The 18,667-nt window shown below is 63.8% G+C and carries 15 protein-coding genes; 2 read left to right on the plus strand and 13 right to left on the minus strand.

Going from position 1 to position 18,667, the window contains the following annotated elements; all coding sequences use genetic code 11:
- Positions 1-248 precede the first annotated feature (248 nt).
- The 4 genes from XH85_RS30705 to XH85_RS30720 form a co-directional block, all read right to left on the minus strand.
- Positions 249-989 (minus strand): dienelactone hydrolase family protein, encoded by a 741-nt coding sequence (locus tag XH85_RS30705; protein ID WP_164940227.1) that lies wholly within the window; start codon positions 987-989, stop codon positions 249-251.
- 356 nt (positions 990-1,345) lie between these two features.
- On the minus strand, positions 1,346-2,200 hold the full coding sequence (locus XH85_RS30710; protein WP_128934825.1) for a hypothetical protein: 855 nt from the start codon (positions 2,198-2,200) through the stop codon (positions 1,346-1,348).
- Positions 2,201-2,203: 3 nt separating this feature from the next.
- The gene (locus XH85_RS30715; RefSeq protein ID WP_128934826.1) at positions 2,204-3,991 is read right to left on the minus strand and encodes a lysozyme inhibitor LprI family protein; all 1,788 of its coding nucleotides are present in this window, start codon (positions 3,989-3,991) and stop codon (positions 2,204-2,206) included.
- Between the two features lie 445 nt (positions 3,992-4,436).
- The gene (locus XH85_RS30720) at positions 4,437-4,688 is read right to left on the minus strand and encodes a hypothetical protein (protein ID WP_128934827.1); all 252 of its coding nucleotides are present in this window, start codon (positions 4,686-4,688) and stop codon (positions 4,437-4,439) included.
- Positions 4,689-5,049: 361 nt separating this feature from the next.
- Here XH85_RS30720 and XH85_RS30725 point away from each other — a divergent pair, with 361 nt between their 5' ends.
- Entirely contained in the window at positions 5,050-5,961 is a 912-nt protein-coding gene (locus XH85_RS30725) for an SDR family NAD(P)-dependent oxidoreductase (RefSeq protein WP_128934828.1), read from the plus strand.
- A gap of 265 nt (positions 5,962-6,226) precedes the next feature.
- Here the strand turns inward: XH85_RS30725 and XH85_RS30730 are convergent, their stop codons facing one another.
- The 7 genes from XH85_RS30730 to XH85_RS30760 form a co-directional block, all read right to left on the minus strand.
- Positions 6,227-7,870: an amidase family protein gene (locus XH85_RS30730; RefSeq protein WP_128934829.1), complete on the minus strand. Its 1,644-nt coding sequence runs from the start codon at positions 7,868-7,870 to the stop codon at positions 6,227-6,229.
- A gap of 261 nt (positions 7,871-8,131) precedes the next feature.
- Positions 8,132-9,628, minus strand: coding sequence for an ABC transporter substrate-binding protein (locus XH85_RS30735; protein WP_128934830.1), 1,497 nt, complete (start codon positions 9,626-9,628; stop codon positions 8,132-8,134).
- A 54-nt stretch (positions 9,629-9,682) separates the two neighbouring features.
- Positions 9,683-10,693: an ABC transporter ATP-binding protein gene (locus XH85_RS30740; RefSeq protein ID WP_128934831.1), complete on the minus strand. Its 1,011-nt coding sequence runs from the start codon at positions 10,691-10,693 to the stop codon at positions 9,683-9,685.
- Positions 10,690-11,703 carry an ABC transporter ATP-binding protein gene (locus tag XH85_RS30745; RefSeq protein ID WP_164940862.1) on the minus strand — a complete coding sequence of 338 codons (1,014 nt, stop codon included), beginning with the start codon at positions 11,701-11,703 and terminating at the stop codon, positions 10,690-10,692. The genes XH85_RS30740 and XH85_RS30745 overlap by 4 nt, the downstream gene beginning before the upstream one ends.
- Before the next feature lie 2 nt (positions 11,704-11,705).
- Positions 11,706-12,593: an ABC transporter permease gene (locus XH85_RS30750; protein ID WP_128934833.1), complete on the minus strand. Its 888-nt coding sequence runs from the start codon at positions 12,591-12,593 to the stop codon at positions 11,706-11,708.
- The gene (locus XH85_RS30755) at positions 12,590-13,540 is read right to left on the minus strand and encodes an ABC transporter permease (RefSeq protein ID WP_128934834.1); all 951 of its coding nucleotides are present in this window, start codon (positions 13,538-13,540) and stop codon (positions 12,590-12,592) included. Before XH85_RS30755 ends, XH85_RS30750 begins: the two co-directional genes overlap by 4 nt.
- 84 nt (positions 13,541-13,624) lie before the next feature.
- Positions 13,625-15,046, minus strand: a complete 1,422-nt coding sequence (locus XH85_RS30760) for an amidase (RefSeq protein ID WP_164940602.1) — start codon at positions 15,044-15,046, stop codon at positions 13,625-13,627.
- A gap of 125 nt (positions 15,047-15,171) precedes the next feature.
- Between XH85_RS30760 and XH85_RS30765 the strand changes: the two genes are divergently transcribed.
- Positions 15,172-16,059 (plus strand): LysR family transcriptional regulator, encoded by an 888-nt coding sequence (locus XH85_RS30765; RefSeq protein WP_128934836.1) that lies wholly within the window; start codon positions 15,172-15,174, stop codon positions 16,057-16,059.
- Positions 16,060-16,066: 7 nt separating this feature from the next.
- Here XH85_RS30765 and XH85_RS30770 read toward each other — a convergent pair whose 3' ends face one another.
- Complete coding sequence (locus XH85_RS30770; RefSeq protein WP_128934837.1) at positions 16,067-17,002, minus strand: carbohydrate kinase family protein; 936 nt, start codon at positions 17,000-17,002, stop codon at positions 16,067-16,069.
- 5 nt (positions 17,003-17,007) lie between these two features.
- The gene (locus tag XH85_RS30775) at positions 17,008-18,651 is read right to left on the minus strand and encodes an FGGY-family carbohydrate kinase (protein ID WP_128934838.1); all 1,644 of its coding nucleotides are present in this window, start codon (positions 18,649-18,651) and stop codon (positions 17,008-17,010) included.
- Positions 18,652-18,667 lie beyond the last annotated feature (16 nt).

Below are 18,667 nucleotides of genomic sequence, written 5' to 3' on the forward strand. Positions count from 1 at the left end.
CATGAGACACGAAAGAAGGCCGCAGCGGTGCAAGGTCGATTTGCAGCCCTCTGGCTGCCGCAAATATTTTCGCTTCGGGTCATGAGCGGCGGTCACCGCAACTTTCGTGCAACGTCCGGTCTCCCGCAGACAGCCGACATGGCGGCGGCTCGTTCATTGTTCAGCTCAGGCCATTAGCGGAAGGCGTTTTCTCGACGTCCCAAACTCGGTCGTCAAAGCAATCCAATAGGCTGTGCATCTCTGTGTGATCAGTTCTGCGCCTTCTTGGCCTCGTTCAACACGCTGATGATCGCCTTGATGGTGCCTTCCGCAGCCGCGGCATTGTATCCGACATGGTAGCCATGGAATACGTGAATCGGCTCGTGGTCTTCGAAGCTGTGGTTCGCCTCCTTCCACAGCACCGACTTCACTGGGATTGAACGCTTGCTCTCGGCCATCTGACCGCAGAGGACGGGACTGGTGGCCTCGTCCTTCTCTGCCAGGAAGAGGTGCACCGGAGCGTAGAACTCGACGCTCTTCATCAAATAACAGGACGGCTGCATCGCGAAGCCGCCCGCGAACATGTGCTCATGGAGGTCGCCGATCGCACGGTTCATGATAATCAAAGTCGTGGTCGCGCCGTTGCTCCGGCCGAGGACGTAAACTTGCTTGGGATCGGCGATCTTCTGCCCGATGAGCCAATCCAGAGCCGCATACGCATCATCGGCCCGGCGCCGTGCCCAGGTCAGTTGGCTGGGATCCGCGCAGACGCCGTCGGGTCCCAAGCCCCGGCTGCCGAAGCTGTCAAGCAGCAGGACACCGTAACCCGCTCCGACCAATCTGCCGCCGTAGTCGCGTCCCCATTTCTTCTCGACCCGGCCGAACCCGTCGCAGCCGTGCAGCATGATCACGAAGGGGATCAGACCCTTGGCACCTTGCGGCCGCATCATGTCGGCCTGCAGTTCGCCCTCGGCCTTCACCTTGCGCTTCTCCTCGATGGTGCCGTCCATAAAATTCTTCGTCCAGCCGTCGATGTAGTCGTTGCCGGGAATCCAAGGGGAAGACTGCGCTGAGGTATGCCAAGGTATCTTGACCATCTCAGCATGTGCAGACGAGAACGACAAAACAACGACCATTGAGAAAATGATCTGCCTCATCGGAAAATTGCGCCTTTGCTTCCCTGATTCTAGTGAACACTATATCCGAGCTAGGGAGCGCTAGTATCGTTCGTTCGCGCCGCGCATGTCCGCATTGGGCCAAAAGCCGGAGATAGATTGGTGCCGCGACAATTTCTGCTACGGGGCAACGAGCCGGATGGCGATGCCGTCGAGGCCAAGCAGGACGGACTATTAATGCTGCAACTCGCCTAGGTCGTATCTTGAATGCCCGCGCGTGGGAGAGCGCCAGGTGCAGCTATTCCACTCGTCGCGAGCTGCCTGACGCTGGCTTCAATCGAGACTAGCAAGAATAGAAACATGATGAAGATGAAATAAGAGAAGGCTCCAGCAGCGACATAGAGCGCTATCGGGATTGTCAGCCTCAACGCCGCACGCTGCACTCTTTCGGCTTGCAAGTCTTGGCCGACCTGTTGAAGTTCGTTTTGAAGCTTGTTGAAGAACCACACAAGAAAATACGGCGCACGTGAGGGCGGTGTTGATGCCGTGAACCTATCGATACCGGCGGTATTCGCTTTGTCTTTGTTGGCGGCGGCTATTGAGGGCGCTCGATAATCAAGCCGTTTTGCGTAGTCGTAAAGCAGAGAAAGCCATAGGACGTTGATGTTGCTCTCATTGGACGCAGAACTTCGATCGAGATCGCGATTCCAACCAAACTGGATGCTGTTGCTTCCGTAGAGCCAGTCCGAAAACTGGTTTGAACTTTCAAAACTCGCGCCTAGCGATCGGGTCAGGAACGTATTGAATTGCTGGAATAGCTCGTTTTGTGAAGGTTTGCTCAGCTGGTACGCGACGTGATCAGGCGTCTCGGCTTCCTTGGCGATAGCCGAATCGGCCCCAAAGGCTTCCTTGATCAGCTTCGCCGGATCGACCGCATTGCGTAATCGCGCGATCGAACCCGGGATATTGGGTTGGGGCTCGGGCGCGAATTGGGCGTAAAGCGCATAGACAACAGCCAGCACCGCGGCCAGAAACGAAATAAAAGCGGTGGTGACAACGGTCCCTCTTAGCAAGCGAACAAAAAACGACTCTGTCGGCGTCAGCATGATTCACTTCTCATTCAAACGAATACCCGACCTGCCGAGCTTGGATTGGCGCTCCTTGAAGTCGTCGTAACTTTCGGCCGTGTCAAAGCCGTGCGCCCTCGCGTCAGCAAGCCGATCCAGCTTGTTTGCGTCGTAAATGCTGTTGAGCTGGCTCAAGGCCTGCTTGAGAGCCTTGACGTCGGCCTCCGCGAGCGCGTTATTAACGGAGCTCAGAGCTGCCTTGATATCGTGGACGAGCGGCGCGTCAAAGTTGATGGTGTCCAGCCGAGCTTTAATGATAGCGACCGCTCGCGTGGCAATCTCCGATGTCTGACGGAATTCGGCAGCTTCCGAGAAGACTGCGTCCTCGGCATCGCATTCACGCAAGAGTCCTTTGAGTGCATCGGCGTCCATTTGGTCGTTAACGGTTGCCAATCTCGCCGCGATTATATCGAGCCTGACCTTGAAGGCCTCGTTGGGAAGGCCTTTTCGCTGGCTCGTGATTCGATCGAGCCCGGCTTTGATGCGCAAACGCGTCTGTTCTGCCGTGATCGGCCCGTTGGCCGCGAGGGGAGCAGCGGGATGTGCCTCGGCCGTTGAAGGAATTGATGAAGGATCTCGGGGCGACACCGCGTCAGGCGTTACGTTTGTCGACGCAGCAGGCGCCGATACCGGCGGCCTGGGGCTCATGTCGGCCGGGACGGTAGCGTCCGGCTGCATGAAGCGAGACGCATCGATTGCGAGGAATTGGAGCGTGCCGATGCCATGGTCGTTCCAACTCGCCGCCCAAACATACCCGGCGCCGCCGAGCAACCGATAGATAGGCAGACCCATACCGGCCGAACGTTGCAGGTTCCCGATGTGGTCGATCATGAAGCCGACGCGCACGCTCCTTCCATCGGCAAGGGCCCTCGTGGTCGCCGCGTCAACCGGCTCAAGACTGACGTCGCCCCAGCTCACAATCATGCCATTAGGCACGTCCGATTTCGCTGGCATGGGTATGACGCGCGCTGGGTTACCGAACTTTTTGCTGCGGGTCTCGACATCGCTCTTGGCCTCATTGGCATCGAAAAAGGCGGGCTCCAGGAATCGGTTGATATAAACCGCCGTTCCGTCCGCCCCGTGCAGGATGGTATTTGAAGACGTATACGCGCCTCGCGCCTCCTGCATTTGGCGCCGCTTCTGACAGAAGAAAAACCCGCCGAACTGGTCGCTTGGCCGGCATTGATACTCCCGGTAGGCCGCGGATTCGAAAACTACCCTGTTACCCAAGGCAAGTCCGTCCACGACGTATTCGGGATGGGCCGCGGCTATCGCCGGTCCCACATTATTGGGCGCGCCTAGCCTCTGATAATCCTTTATGACCTCGATTTGCACTCGTTTGATGCACGCGATATCGGGACCGCACGATCGGCGCGCGCGGAGGGACCGGTCGCGGGTGGCACGCGCCGCTTGCTCGCCGCCATGGTCGCGCACGTAGCCATAGGCGGCAACAACGTGCCCATCCAGCTGCGACAGTTCGGGGTTCGAACAGATCGCAAATTCATCGGCATAGCTCGCTTTAGTGCAATCGAAACTTGGACCCGCCCTCACCATTTGCTGCGGTCCGCGGCTACGGCATCCCGATCGCGCATCCAACATCCGCGGATCGGCTGGACCGATGCCCTGCTGAATAGCGGAGTTCAGGGAAAAGCCTTCTTGCCTCAGATTTTTATCAACGCAGGCAATTTCATCGGCTGGGAGCTTCTGCCAGGCGGACAGTGTTGCCGACACGATGCCGGACCTGATGAGGCCGCCGAACAGATTGACCATATCGTTGGCGTTTTGGGCTGTCGCGCTTCCCCCGATCAGAAAGAAAACTACCGACGCCCAACGGACGCCCCTACCGCGAAACATAGACTCAGCCCGCTCCGATCAACTACACCGAGTGTAAGCCGGGCGATCGGTCAAAGGCAATTTTACATCAATTGCTGCAACGCAAAACATCAGACTATGCTTTCTCAGAAATTTGTCCCGGGGTAGCTGAATTTGGGTCCCCGAATGGGTAGCAGAGCAAGCAGGATCCTTTGCCGCAAAATCCTTCGAGTCGTTGATCCTGGCTTGCTGCAGCATCCGCGCACAGGGTCGATGTCTGCTCCAGCCCCGCGAGCGGACGGAATAGTCCCGAGTAGGCGTGTCGGCGATGGGCCATAAGCCGGCATAGTCGAAAAAGCCGCCAACTAAGTGGCGTCAAACCCCTCCGTGTCCCTGGCTCCTCCTACCGCCCGGAGTGTTGTTGGAGGTTTGCCTGAATCCTGGCAAGGCGTTCTTGTTCGGCTGCGCGGAATTGATCGAATGGGACAGGTTCGCGCGGCGCTAGCTGCTTCAGGATTGCGATCCAGATAGCGGCGATTAGCGGGGAAACAGCCAGCGCTAGCAGGAACCAGCCGAGACCCGACCGATCACGACTGACGTGCGCGAAAACCCCGACAGCGAGGCATAGCCCCAAATAAAGCAACACAAGCTCCATGGCGATACCTCCACCAAGGAAGGAGGCCACATCGTATTGCTCAAACGGCTAGCTGAACAGGGGCCAGTCTCGCACCTAGCCGCAATTTCCTTCCAAACCCACGACTTCGCCTTCGGGTCACGAGCGGAGATTTGGGCCCGTGCCGATCACGTCGGGATCACCTCTGACAGCCGACATCGAGCAAGTTTCGTGGGCGGTCGAGAAGAGCCATGAGCGGACATCAGCGAACTTCCCGAAAGCGGACGCATTGTCGATTGCGGGGGGACGTGGGTCTGGCTTTGCCAAGGGACATAGCGCCCCGGCAGTTGGTGTCACGGTTGCGCGCAGACGCATTCAATCTTGCCGGAAGGAGGGTAGCGAGATGACAGAACGAATTTCGTTGGAGGGAAAGGTCGCGGTTGTGACTGGCGCAGGTCGCGGGCTCGGGCGGGCATACGTCGAACTTCTCGCCGAGCGCGGCGCCCAGGTCGTTGTGAACGACCTGGGAACCGACGTATCGGGCTTCGGGAAGGATTCCACGATCGCGGAACAGGTGGCCGATTTCATTCGATCCCGTGGAGGCGAGGCAATCGCGAATGACAGCGATGTTTCAACCGCTGAAGGTGGCAGTGACCTGATCGCGACGACCATCGAGCATTTCGGGAGAATAGACCTCCTCGTGAACAACGCTGGTATCTGCGGAAGCCAGCTATTCGAGGCCGCCACCCTTGACGATTTCGATCACTATTGGCGGGTGCACCTCGGCGGGCCGGTTAACACGGTGAAGGCTGCCTGGCCGTATATGGTCGCACAGCGCTACGGGAAGATCATCCTTACGACGTCAGTCAGCGGCCTATTTGGAATACGTGGCCAAGCCACCTACGCTGCGGCCAAGTGCGCCGTAGTTGGATTGATGCGCATTCTTGCAATTGAAGGTGCTGAGCATGGGATTCTCGTGAACACCATTTCGCCAGCCGGGTACACGAGGATGCACCCGGCGGCGGTTGCGGATCCCGCTTGGCTGAAGCAGAGCGAAGCCACAATGCCGGTTGCGGTTGTTGCGCCAGCGATGGTCTGGCTTGCAAGCGATAGTTGTTCGGAGACGAACAGGATTTACAACGTGGAAGCTGGAGTAATCCAACGTATCGCTATCGTCATGGGACCTGGCTTCTACGATCCACATCTGACACCCGAGAGCATCGCCGAGAACTACGCAAAGGTCGAATCGATCGAGGGCTTTTTCGAGCCGGGTCCGTTCGAGCCCGGTCAGATACCCGCAACAGCGAAGTCTTGAGGAACGAGGTTACGCCATGGCGACGTTCGACTGTGGCAGACAGCGTTACTCTATGAACCTGTGCACAAGTCATCAGCGGCCGCGCCGCGGCGGAGCTACACTGGCCGCCGAAAAGCAGACCTGCTGAAGGTCCGCTAGGGATCACAAGATGACCTTCCGCGGGCGGGACCGCGTGTCCGCATTGCCTGCAAAAGCAGACATCCAATTTTGTCAGTGCATGCCGTCCGGAGCACCTGCGCGCGAACAAGCGCGCAAGGAGTGAAGTCTAAAGCGCACTCAACCCTGGCGGCGGCTTGCGCATATTGGAGGCCTGCTCGTAGGCGTAGGCCAGACGCAGCAGCTTGTGCTCGCTCCAGGCACGGCCTGCGAAGGTGACGCCGAGCGGATAGTCGGGCGTGTCCTTGCCGTCGGTCGCCCCCGAGATGAAGCCTCCGGGCACCATGACGCTGGGATAACCTGCCCTGGCGGCGATCGCGGCGCCTCCGCTGCCGGGGAACAGCACGGCATCGAGCTTGTGCTGGTTCATGTAAGCATCCATGCCGCGGGTCCTGGCGCTGAGCAGGTCCATGGCAAGTGCCGACTTGTACTCGCGTTCGCGTAAGTCGCCCCTGGTGAGGTCGGCGGCGAGGAACAGGTCCTGGCCGAAACGCAGCGCCTTGCCTGCATTCGCCTCGTTAAAGGCCACGATGTCGGTGATGGTCTTGATGGCGGTATTGGTCGCCCAATCCTTCAGGTAGAGGTTGAGATCGCGCTTCAGTTCGTAGAGGAAGACGATCCGCTGCGTGACTGGATTGCCCTTGTTACCGCTCAGCGGATTGCGGTTGAGCACGGCCATGATCGTACCTGGTCCGCTCATCCAGCCGGCCGTCGGCATGCTGGCGCGCACGATCACGGCGCCGAGATCCTCCAGCACCTTGATCGCCTCCGCCATCACCTCCGCCCCTTTGGGTGGCAGCTTGCCGTAGAAGGGATCGTTCAGCGGGTCGGCGGGGTCGCTCGGCACGCCGACGCGAGCGCCCTTCATCGCGTCGCGCGTGAGGTCGGCGGTGTAATCGGCTGACCGCCGTTGCAGCTCTGTCGCCGCATCGCGCAGGTCCTTCGCCGCCAGCACGTTAAGGAGCAGCGCCGCATCGCGTACCGTGCGCGTCATCGGCCCTGCGATGTCCAGGCTATGCGCGATCGGCACGATGCCGGCACGGCTGATCAGCCCGACCGTCGGCTTCACGGTGACGAGGCCATTCTGGCTGGCAGGAAACAGCAGCGAGCCCGAGGTCTCGGTGCCGATCGAGGCCGCACAAAGAGCGGCCGCCACCGCGACCGCCGAACCCGAGCTCGAGCCGCCCGGGGACACGACCGGGATGTCGTGATCGTCCACCAGCGCGGGCGCGTAGGGATTCTTCACCTGACCCCCCAGCGATGAATAGCCCGCAGGCATGTCGATCGCGAGCATGTTGGAAAACTCGGTCAGGTTCGCCTTGCCTAGGATCACCGCGCCGGCGTCCCGCAGCAGCTTGACGATTGTGGCATCGTTCCGGGCACGCGCGCCTTCCAGCGCCAGCGAGCCCGCCGTCGTCGGCTGTTCGTCGCCGGTCGCAATGTTGTCCTTCACCAGGATCGGGATGCCAGCCAGCGGCCGCTTGGCCGATGGCTTGGTGCCGTCGAGCTTGCCCGCGATCGCGAGCGCATCGGGATTGAGCGCGCGCACGGCGTTGAGCGCGGGCCCGTTGCGGTCGTAGGCCTCGATGCGCGCGAGGTAAGCTTTGGTCAGCGCCGTCGCAGTGACCTGCCCACTGGCCAAGGCCTGAGCGATATCGCTCAGCGGCGCATCGTCGAGCTTCAGAGGGATCGGCGCCTCGGCGCCAGGGGCCGCCGCGGCGATGCCAGCATCGCGGCAGGATGGCTTCTTCATGGCGTGCCTCGCCTGACGGCGTTCCGAACCATGAAGCCGCAATGATGGCATAATGCCGGTGTTTTGCCCGACGGGTCAATGTCTCGGCGCATCGCGTCGACCTTTGAGCCGCGCAAGGCGTAAACCATTGAAATGACTACCCCCGGCTACTGTGCATGGGGTTGTTTTTCAGGTTTTGTTTTGGACCTGCCAAACGATTGGCCTCTCCCCGATGGGGAGAGGCCAAAATTGAAGCGACAGCCTCGACTTGATCGAGCGATCCTACTCCCAGGCCCAGGTCGAAAAATCGTTCTCGTATTGCGGCACGTCCTTCCAGACACCCTTCAGCTTCTTGTTGGTGATGGTGATCAGCTGGGGCTGGTAGAGGTAGGCGGAGACGGCGTCGGTGGCCAACATGCGCTGGGCGTCGCCGAGCAGTTTTGCGCGGCCGGCCTCGTCGGGTGTCGCGACGATCTGCTTGTAGAGCGCGTTGAACTTCTCGTTGTTGTAGCCAAGGTAATAGTCCGGCTCGGTGATCTTGACGAGGTCGAACGGCTCGACATGGCTGACGATGGTGAGGTCGAAATTGTGCGGACCGTTACCGGCGAACACCTGCGACAGCCACTGCGCCCATTCGACGTTCTCGATCTTGGCGACGATGCCAACCTTGGCGAGCTGGGCTGCGACGATCTCGCCGCCCTGCCGCGCATAGGATGGCGGCGGCAGCTTGAGCGACAATTCGAACGGCGTGGTGACGCCGGCCTCGCTGAGCAGCTTCTTGGCCTTCTCGGGGTCGTAGGGGTTGATTCCGGTGGTGTCGACATAGCCGAGCGCGCCCGGCACGTAGAAGCTGCCGATCGGCGTGCCGAAGCCATCGACGGCGCCGTCGATCATCGCCTTGCGGTCGATCGCAGCGAGGATGGCGCGGCGAACGCGGACGTCGTCGAGCGGCTTCTTGCGGTGGTTGATCGCGACGATGGTCTTGGCCCTGGAGCCGCCGACCAGCACCGTGAAACGCGGGTCGGCCTTGAACTGGGCGATGGTGCGCTGGGCCGAGACGCGTGGGAAGGCGTCGACGTCGCCCGAGAGCAGCGCGGCGGTCTGCGCCGCCGGATCGGAGATGAAGCGGATCGTCACCTTCGACAGCTTGACCGCAGCGGCGTTGCGGTAGTCGGCCCATTTGGTCAGGGTGATCGAGGAGCCTTTGGCCCAGCCCCCTAACTGATAGGGCCCGGTGCCGATCGGCTGCGTGACATTGGTGGCTGCGCTCTTCGGCTCGACGATCGAGCCGCTCGCCTGCCCCAGCAGGAATGCCAGGTTCGGCTCCGAATTCTTCAAGGTGATCACGACCGTCTCGGCGTCGGGCGCGGCAACGGACTCGAAGCTCTGGTACAGGCTCTTGTCCTTGTTGGTGCTGGTGGGCACCGCGTTGCGCTCGAACGAGAACTTCACCGCGGCGGAATTGAACGGCTCGCCATTGTGGAATTTGACGCCCTTGCGCAGCTTGAACGTATAGGTCTTCAGGTCGGGCGAAGCAGTCCAGCTCTCCGCCAGCAGGGGCGAGGCAGTACCGTCCTCGTTGATCTTGGTCAGGGTCTCGTAGATGTTGTAGAGCGTGACCTCGGCGATCGCAGCGGCGGCGGCATTGGTGGGATCGAGCCCGGGGGGCTCCAGCGCCATCGCCATGACGACGCTGTCCTTCTTGCTCTGCGCCAGCACCGGCAGCGGCGCCGCGACGAGCGCGGCGGCAAAGGCGACGATCGATAGTTTCCTCAACATGCGTAACTCCCCGGCCATCTCTGTTTCCAGCCTACGCCAATCCTGCCCCGGACACTAACCTTCCATGGCCGCCCGCGGCAACGCCATCACGACTTCGGCCTTGTGGCAGGCGGCAAGGTGCCCCTCGCCTACCTTGCGTAGCTCAGGCGACACCTCGCGGCAATGCTGGTCGGCAAGCGGGCAGCGCGCCACATAGGGGCATCCGGCCGCGGCCGCCGCTTGCGAGGCGATCGCCTGGGCTCCGCGCCGCCGCCGGCCGCCGCCGGCGCGCGCCCGCGGCACGGCATCGAGCAGCGCCCGCGTGTAGGGATGGGCGCAGCGCTCGAACAGATCCTCCGGCCGCCCCTGCTCGACGATCCGGCCGAGATACATCACCGCGACCTCGTCGCAGAGATAGTCGACGACGGCGAGGTCATGGCTGATCAGGATGTAGCTGAGGCCGAACTGCTCCTGGAGGTCCTGCATCAGGTTCAGCACCTGCGCCTGCACGGAGACGTCGAGCGCGGAGACCGGCTCGTCCGCCACGATGAGCTTCGGCTGCGTGATCAGCGCACGCGCAATCGCGATGCGCTGGCGCTGACCGCCTGAGAACTCATGTGGATACTTGTCCACGTCCGCATCGCGCAAGCCGACCTGGCGCAGCACCGCGGCGACGCGTTCGCGGAATTTGGTGCGATCGGCCTCCTCCAGCACGGTGAGCGGCTCGGCGACGATGCGGGCAATGGTCTGGCGTGGATCGAGCGAGCCGTAAGGGTCCTGGAACACCATCTGGAAATCGCGCCGGGCGCGGCGCAGCTCGTCCGCAGAGATGCGGTTGAGATCGCGGCCGAGCAGCGCGACGTGGCCCGAGGTGGGCCGCTCCAACGCCATCACCAGCCGTGCGAAGGTCGACTTGCCCGATCCGGACTCGCCGACCACGCCAAGGCTCTTGCCGGCGGCGACCCGCACGTTCACGCCATTGAGCGCGCGCACCTGCCCCGGCGGCCGGAACAGGCTTTCACGCGGCAGCGTGTAACGCTGCACCAGATCCTTCACGTCGAGAAGCGGCTCGGCTGCGGTGATCATGCGGTCAGTGCTCCGACGCGTTCAGCCATCGACACGTCCGTCCTGATGCAGCGCACGAAATGGCCGGGTCCGACGTCCACCATCGGCGGCAGCGCGGCGCGGCACCGATCGATCACTAGCGGACACCGATCGGAGAAAGTGCAGCCGGACGGCAGATCGGCGAGCTCCGGCACCGTGCCCGAGATCGTCTTCAGCCGCGTCCCCTTGCGCGCGCCGAGCTTCGGCCGGGCGCGGAACAGGCCCTGCGTATAGGGATGCCCCATGCGCCGGAACACCTCGTCGGTCGGCCCGCTCTCGACGACGGTGCCGCCATACATCACCATCATGCGCTGCACGTTCTCGGCGATGACGCCGAGATCGTGCGAGATCAGGATCATCGACATGCCGCGCTCCTCGACGAGACCGGCGATGAGGTCGAGGATCTGGCCCTGGATGGTGACATCGAGCGCGGTGGTCGGCTCGTCTGCGATCAACAGGTCCGGCTCGCAGGCGAGCGCCATCGCGATGGTGATGCGCTGGCGCTGGCCGCCGGAGAACTGGTGCGGATAGGCGTCGACGCGCCGCGCCGGATCCGGCAGCCCGACGCGGTCGAGCAAGGCGATGGTCTCGCGCCGCGCCTGCGACGCGGAGTATTTCTTGTGACGCCGCAGCGGCTCGGCGACCTGATGACCAATCGTGTGCATCGGATTGAGCGCGGTCATCGGCTCCTGGAAGATCATGCTGATACGGTTGCCGCGCAGGCGGCAATAATCGGCATCCGAGAGCCCGACGAGCTCGTTGCCATCCAGCTTGATGCTGCCGCTGACGACCGCGCTGTCCGGCAGCAGCCCCATCAGGGAGAGTGCCGTGACCGACTTGCCGCAGCCGGACTCGCCGACGAGCCCGAGCGTCTCGCTGCGCTTGAGGGCAAAGCTGACGCCACGCACGGCCTGCGCCGGCCCGCGGCTGGTGTTGAGGCGCACGCCGAGATTGGCGACCTCGATCAGCGGCATGTTTGCGGGGTCAGCCATCGTCACCGCTCCCGCGCCAGTCTGGGATCGAGCAGGTCGCGCAGTCCGTCACCAAGCAGGTTGAGACCGAGCACCGCGATGGCGATCGCAGCGCCCGGATAGACCGCGAGCATCGGCGACTGGAACAGCAGCGTCTGCGCATCGTTCAGCATGCGGCCCCATGACGGCTGCGGCGGCTGCGTGCCGAGGCCGAGATAGGACAAAGCGGCTTCGGCGAGAATGGCGAGCGCGAACTGGATGGTGACCTGCACGATCAGGATCGAGAGGATGTTGGGCAGGACGTGCTCGATGGTGATGCGGAAGCGTCCCTTGCCGGCCGCGCGGGCGGCCAGCACGAATTCGCGCGCCCAGATCGCGTTGGCAGAGCCGCGGGTCAGCCGCGTCAGCGTCGGGATCTGGAAGATGCCGATCGCGACGATCGAGGTCACCATGCCCGGCCCGACCACCGCGGCGAGCATGATCGCAGAGAGCACGGCCGGAAAGGCGAAGCTGAAATCGGCGAAGCGCATGATGATCTCTTCGGTCCAGCCGCGCCTTGCCGAGGCGATCAGGCCGAGGCAGACGCCGAAGCTGAGACCGATGCTCACCGCGATGATGCCGACCATGATGGTCGAACGCGCGCCGGCAAGCAGCAGCGAGACGATATCGCGACCGAAGGAATCGGTGCCGAGCCAGTGCGATGCCGACGGCGGCCGGAGTTTCGAGGCGATGTCGATCTCATAGGGCGACCACGGCGTCCACACCAGTGACAGCAGCGCCGAGGCCAGCACCAGCAGGCTCAGTGCACCGCCGAGCACAAAGCTGCGATGGCGCAGTGCGCGGCGCCAGAACGTCCGGGCCGGCAGCGGCCGCGTTGCAACCGGCGCGTCAATGGTCAGGGGCGTGCTCACAGGTCGTGCACCTTGATGCGGGGATCGATGAAGGCATAGAGCACATCGACCACGAAATTGACGATGACGACCATGGCAGCGAGCAGCATCACGCAGTTGCGCACCACGATCAAGTCGCGGTTGGCGATCGACTGGAAGATCAGGCGGCCGAGGCCCGGCAGGTAGAACACGTTCTCGATCACGATGGTGCCGGCGAGCAGATTGGCGAATTGCAGCCCCATCACGGTCATCACGGGGATCATGGCGTTGCGCAGCACATGACGCCACAGCACCTCGCGCTTGCCGAGCCCTTTCGCACGCGCCGTGCGAACGAAGTCCTCACGCAGCACCTCGAGCACGGCCGAGCGGGTGACCCGCGCGAGGATCGCGGCCTGTACCACCGCAAGCGAGATCGCCGGCAGCAGCAGCGACTTGATGCCCGGCCAGACGCCATCGTCCCAGCCGGCAAAGCCGCCCGCCGAGAGCCATTGCAGCCGCACCGCGAACAACAGCACCAGAAGGATCGCGAACCAGAAGTTCGGCAGCGCGATGCCCACCTGCGTCAGCGACATCACGCCGACGTCGCCGAGCTTATTGTGGTTGGCGGCGGTGTAGATGCCGGCGGAGAGCGCCAGCGTCACCGTGACCGTCATGGCCATGATCGCGAGCGGAATGGTCAGCACCAACCGCTCCGCGATCAGGCTCGCGACCGGCGTGCCGTAGACATAGGAGTTGCCGAGATCGCCGACGAGGAGGCCTTTGATCCATTGCAGATAGCGAACCGCCAGCGGCTGATCGAGCCCGAGCTTGATAGTGAGCGCGCGGACCGCGTCCGGCGAGGCATCGGCACCCATCAGCATCTGCGCCGCGTTGCCGGGCAGCGCGTCGAGCACCAGGAAGATGATCAGCGAGGCGCCGACCAGCGTCGCCAGCAAGGTCAACAGACGTCGGAGGACAAAGACGCTCATGCGTGCTCGGCTTCAGGGCTCACCCGCGGCACGATCAACATGTCTGGACGCCGGAGGCAAGCTCTTTGCTGCATGTCCATCTCCTCAAGCCGGCCAGCGGGACAGAAGGTCGCTTGAGGCCTCGAACAGCGCGCTCACGCGCAGCAATTCGGCGTCGCCGCGGAAGCGGCCGACGAGCTGGAGCCCGATCGGCAGGCCGTCGCGGCCGAGGCCGCAGGGCAGGCTGACGGCGGGATGCCCGGTCATGTTGAACGGCATGGTCCAGGGGAACCAATGCGGGCGGACGCTGTCGAAATGCGCCCCGTCGATCTCGATGGTACCGAACAGGTCCTGGTCGATCGGCAGCGCGGTGCGCGTCAGTGTCGGCATCGCCAGCAGGTGCCCGCGCGCAAGCAACGATTGCACCCGGCGAAACAGCGCGGTGCGCGCGAACATCGCCTCCTGATAGTCGACGCCGCTGACCTCGGTGGCGAGCGCGAGCTGCTTGAGAAACGCCTCGCTCAACTCGTCCTTGTGCTCGGCCGCGAGCTTTGCAAAGCGCGTGCGCCAGACCGTGTGGTTGATGGCGCGCCAGATCGGCTCGATGTCGAAGCCGTCGCCGGAGAACTCTTCGAGCTCGGCACCGAGCCCCGCCAGCCGATCGAGGCTCGCCTTGAAGCTGGCCGCGACGTCCGATGACACCGGGCGCCCGGGCGGGGAAGCACAGAACAGGATCTTCTGCCCGCGCAGATCGCCGCGCGGGGCGGCGGTGCCGATGAAATCCGGTACCGGGACGCCGATCGACCAGGGATCGCAAGAATCCTCACCGGCCATCGCCTGCATCATCAACGCGGTGTCGGCGACGGTGCGGGTTGTCGGCGTGACATAGGTCTGGTTGCCGAACACGTCCAGCGCCTGGCTGTGCGGGACGACGCCGTTGCTCTGCTTCAGCCCGACCACGCCATTGCAGGCGGCCGGAATCCGCGTCGAGCCGCCGCCGTCGGTCGCGATTGCAAGTGGCGCGATACCGCTCGCCACCGCCACCGCCGCGCCGCCGCTGGAGCCGCCGGAGGAACGCTCCGCGCTCCACGCATTGCGGGTGCGGCCGAACAACGGCGAATCCGTCAGGCACTTGCTGCCGAATTCCGGCGTCGTGGTCTTGCCGATCAGGATCGCGCCCTCGGCGCGCAGCCGCGCAACGGCGATGGCATCCTCGGTCGGCACGTTGTCCTTGTAGGGAACGGCGCCGAAGGTGGTCTTGACGCCTTTGGTATTGACGATGTCCTTGACGCTGACGGGGATGCCGTGCAGCAGGCCGAGGGGCTCGCCGGCCATCACCTTGCGCTCGGCTTCGCGCGCTGCTGCGATCGCCTCGTCACCGCACAGCGTGATGAAGCAGTTCAATGCGGGCTGAAGCGCCTCGGCGCGCGCAAGCACCGCGCGGACGATCTCGACCGGCGAAATCCGCTTTCCGGCGACGAGGCCGCGCAGCTCGGTTGCGGACAAGAGACAAGGATCGCCGTTCATCGTCAAATCGCGCTCCGAAGCGGGGCCGCCGTTGGCCCAAAGACATTGACAGCGAGAATGACAGTTTTGTTAACTCGCCGTCCAATACGATTTTTGTCGCCAACCCATACGTTTTCAGTATGCCAATGGATCTTCGCCGGCTCCGTTATTTCGTCGCCGTTGCCGAGGCGCGCAGCATCGGCAAAGCCGCTGAGCGGCTCCGGATGGCGCAGCCGCCGCTCTCGGTCCAAATCCGCAAGCTCGAGGCCGAGATTGGCGCACCGCTGTTCCGCCGCGGCACCCGCGGCATGGACCTGACCGAGGCGGGTCAGGCGCTGCTGGCGCGCGCCAGCGAAGCGCTCGCCCTTGCGGCCGACGGGGCTGAAGCCGCGCGCGCGGTTGCTTCGGGACGGCGCGGGCGGCTGTCGGTGGGCTACATGTTCGTGTTGGCAAATGCGATGCTGCCGCGGCTCATCCCCGAGCTGCGCCGCGCAGTTCCTGGCGTCGACCTCGGCTTCGCCGAGCTCAGCGCCTCGACGCGCGAGGCCCGCGTGCTCGACCGCAGCGTCACGGTCGCCTTGTGCATGCCGGCAATCAATCATCCTGAGATTCAGGTGGCACGGATCGGTGCGCAGCCCTTCATGCTGGCCATGCCGATCCGCTCGCCACTCGCCCGTCTGAGCTCCGTGCCAATGGCCCGCCTGCAGGGCCGTCCGCTGATCGCGCTCCCGCATCCGGACCATGGGCCCGCCTCCTCTGCCGTCGTCCCCTTGTTGCGTCGGCACCAAGTCGTGATGCCGATCGCCAGCCGAGTGGAGACGGTGCATTCGGCGATGAGCCTGGTTCTGGCCGGCGAAGGTCTCGCCATCCTGCCGGCCTGCGCGCAGCTCGGCGCGCCACGTGGCATCGTGTTCAGACCCTTACGTGACGTCACCGACTCCCTCGATATCGCAGTCTGTTGGCGGCGGGATTCCCAGAGTCCGCTGATCGGAACCTTCCTCAAATGCGCCGAGAGGGCCGTCGCGCGGATGTGAGGCCGCGCTACAAGCTCCAACTCACCTCAAAGCTCCAAGGCGGATCGGCGCCCGGACGGGTGCAAGTGAGGCCGGCGCAATTGGCGGCGAAGGACAGCGCGCGGCGAAGCTCGTCGGCACTGATGTCCTTTAGGGTTTGCCGGGCAATGCGACCCTGCTTGTGCAAGGCGAACAGCAGCGCAGCCTGAAAGCTGTCGCCGGCCCCGATCGTGTCGGCCACCTCGACCTTTGGCGCAGCGACCTCAATCTGCCCTGCGCGCGCGTGCCAAGCGACCGCGCCGTCGTTGCCGCGGGTGATGACGACGAGGCTCGTATCCTGCCCCAGCAGCGCGCTCGCGCGTTGTTGATATGGCTCGTCCCCGAAGAGATAGGCAAAGTCGACGTCCGACATCTTGATGAGATCGGCGCTGGCAGCGAAGCCGGCCATGCGCGCGAGATAGGCCGGCTTGTCCTTGACCAGATTGGGGCGACAGTTCGGATCGAAGGAGATGGTCGACGACGCCCGCGCGTCCGCGATCAGGGCCTTCGTCTCGGCCGCGCCCTGGTCGTTGACCAGCGTGGTCGAACCGACATGAATGGCTTCGACCTTATCGAACGGAATCGATCCGCGCCGATAGCTCCAGTTCCGCGTCGCGGTCCCGGCATCATAGAACGCATAATGCGACTCGCCCGCGACGATGCGGACGAAGGCGAGCGTGGTCTGGTGATCGCTGCGGGTGGCGAAACTGAGCTCCACATGCGAGGCCGCGGCATGATCTGCGATCATGCTGCCGAACAGATCGGTCGAGATGCCACCGACGAAGCCGGTGGGTACGCCCAGCCGCGCCATGCCGATCGCGACGTTGAGGCAGGAGCCACCAACCGCCGGCATCACCGCCTCGCGCCCTTCCCCGTTCCGCGTCGGCACGAAATCGATCAGCGCATCGCCACAGGCAATCAGCATGTCTTTTAGCCTCTCGCGATGTCGCGCATCGCCGCGCGGCTGCTGCGATCGACCTCGCGCAGCAGCTTGTAGACCTCGCGCTTGCGGGCGTGAAACGCCGCCATGTCGGGCGCGGTCGGCTCGCTCTTGCGTCCCAGCGCCGACATCTTTGCCATGGTCTCGCCGATCGAGGCATAGGCGCCGCCGGCCACCGCGCCGAGCATCGCGGCGCCCAGCAGCACCGGCTCTTTCGTCTGCGGCAGAGCGACCGTGAGACCGGTTGTGTCGGCCATGATCTGCCGCACCAGCGGGCTGCGGCTGGCACCGCCGCCCATGATCATGATGCTGGAGCGCACGCCATGCGCGGCAAAGGCCTCGATCACCTCGGCAAGCCCGTAGGCGAGACCGCAGAGACCGGCGACGAACAGCCGCTCCATCGAACCGATATCGGTGTCGAGATCGAGGCCCGCGATCACCGCGCGCGTGTCAGGATCGGCGTAAGGCGAGCGATTGCCGATGAATTCAGGCAGCACATGGATGTCGCGGGCGAGCAGCGCGGCGCGGCTGGCATCGCCCGCGCGCGCGATGATGCGGCGCTCGAGGAAGTCGATGAGGTCGAGACCCTCGTTGCGCGCCGCCGCGCTGGCCTCGGCATGGCCCGGATGCGACTTGAGGAGATGGTCGATCGCAGCGCCCGCAGCCGACTGGCCGCCCTCGTTGAGCCAGAAGTCCGGCACCATGCCGGAGTAATAAGGCCCCCACACGCCGGGCACGAAGCACGGTTCCTTGGTGGTCGCCATGATACAGGCCGAAGTCCCCATGATGTAGGCGAGGCGATCGCACGCGTCGGTCGCCCCGCCCGAGCCGTCGCGGCCGCCGATCGCGCCGATGCCGCCGGCGTGGGCATCGATCAGCGACGCGCCGACCGGTATGCCCGGCGACAGACCGAGATCAGCCGCAGCAGCCGGGGTGAGACCTGCACCGAGCCGCGTGCCGGGGGCAACGATCTCGGTGCCGATGCGGGCATATGTCTCGGCCACGAAGTCCGACAGGCCAATGCGCTTAAAGAACGGCGCACTCCAGCCGCCGTCATGCGCGAGGTAGTTCCACTTGCAGGTGACGGTGCAAGTCGAGCGCTGGAGCGAGCCGGTCGCGCGCCAGGTCAGGTAATCCGCCAGATCGAAGAAGTGACCAGCAGCGTCGAAACTCGCGCGAAGATGCCGCTTCAGCCACAGCAGCTTCGGCATCTCCATCTCGGGCGAGATCGAACCGCCGACATAGCGCAGCACGGCATCCTCGGTCTCGTTGATCAGCCGCGCCTCAGCGGTGGCGCGATGGTCCATCCAGACGATGACGTTGCGCTGCTTGTCGCCGGAGCCGCTGACCGTGAGTGGCTCGCCTTGCCTATCGAGGACGACCAGCGAACAGGTGGCGTCGAAGCCGATACCGCCGACGCCGTCGGGCGTGATGCCAGCTTCCGTCATCGCCGCGCGTACCGATATCGCGCAGGCGTCCCAGATGTCCTGGGACGACTGCTCGACGATATCGCCGGCCTCGTGCCAGATCCGGATCGGGTGCCGCGCCACCGCGAGCAGCGTGCCCGCCTCGTCAAACACTCCTGCCCGCGTGCTCGTGGTCCCTACATCGACGCCGATATACGCTCGCGGCATTGTCGCTCCCGGTCGC

It is taken from the genome of Bradyrhizobium zhanjiangense (assembly GCF_004114935.1).
Classification (GTDB): domain Bacteria; phylum Pseudomonadota; class Alphaproteobacteria; order Rhizobiales; family Xanthobacteraceae; genus Bradyrhizobium; species Bradyrhizobium zhanjiangense.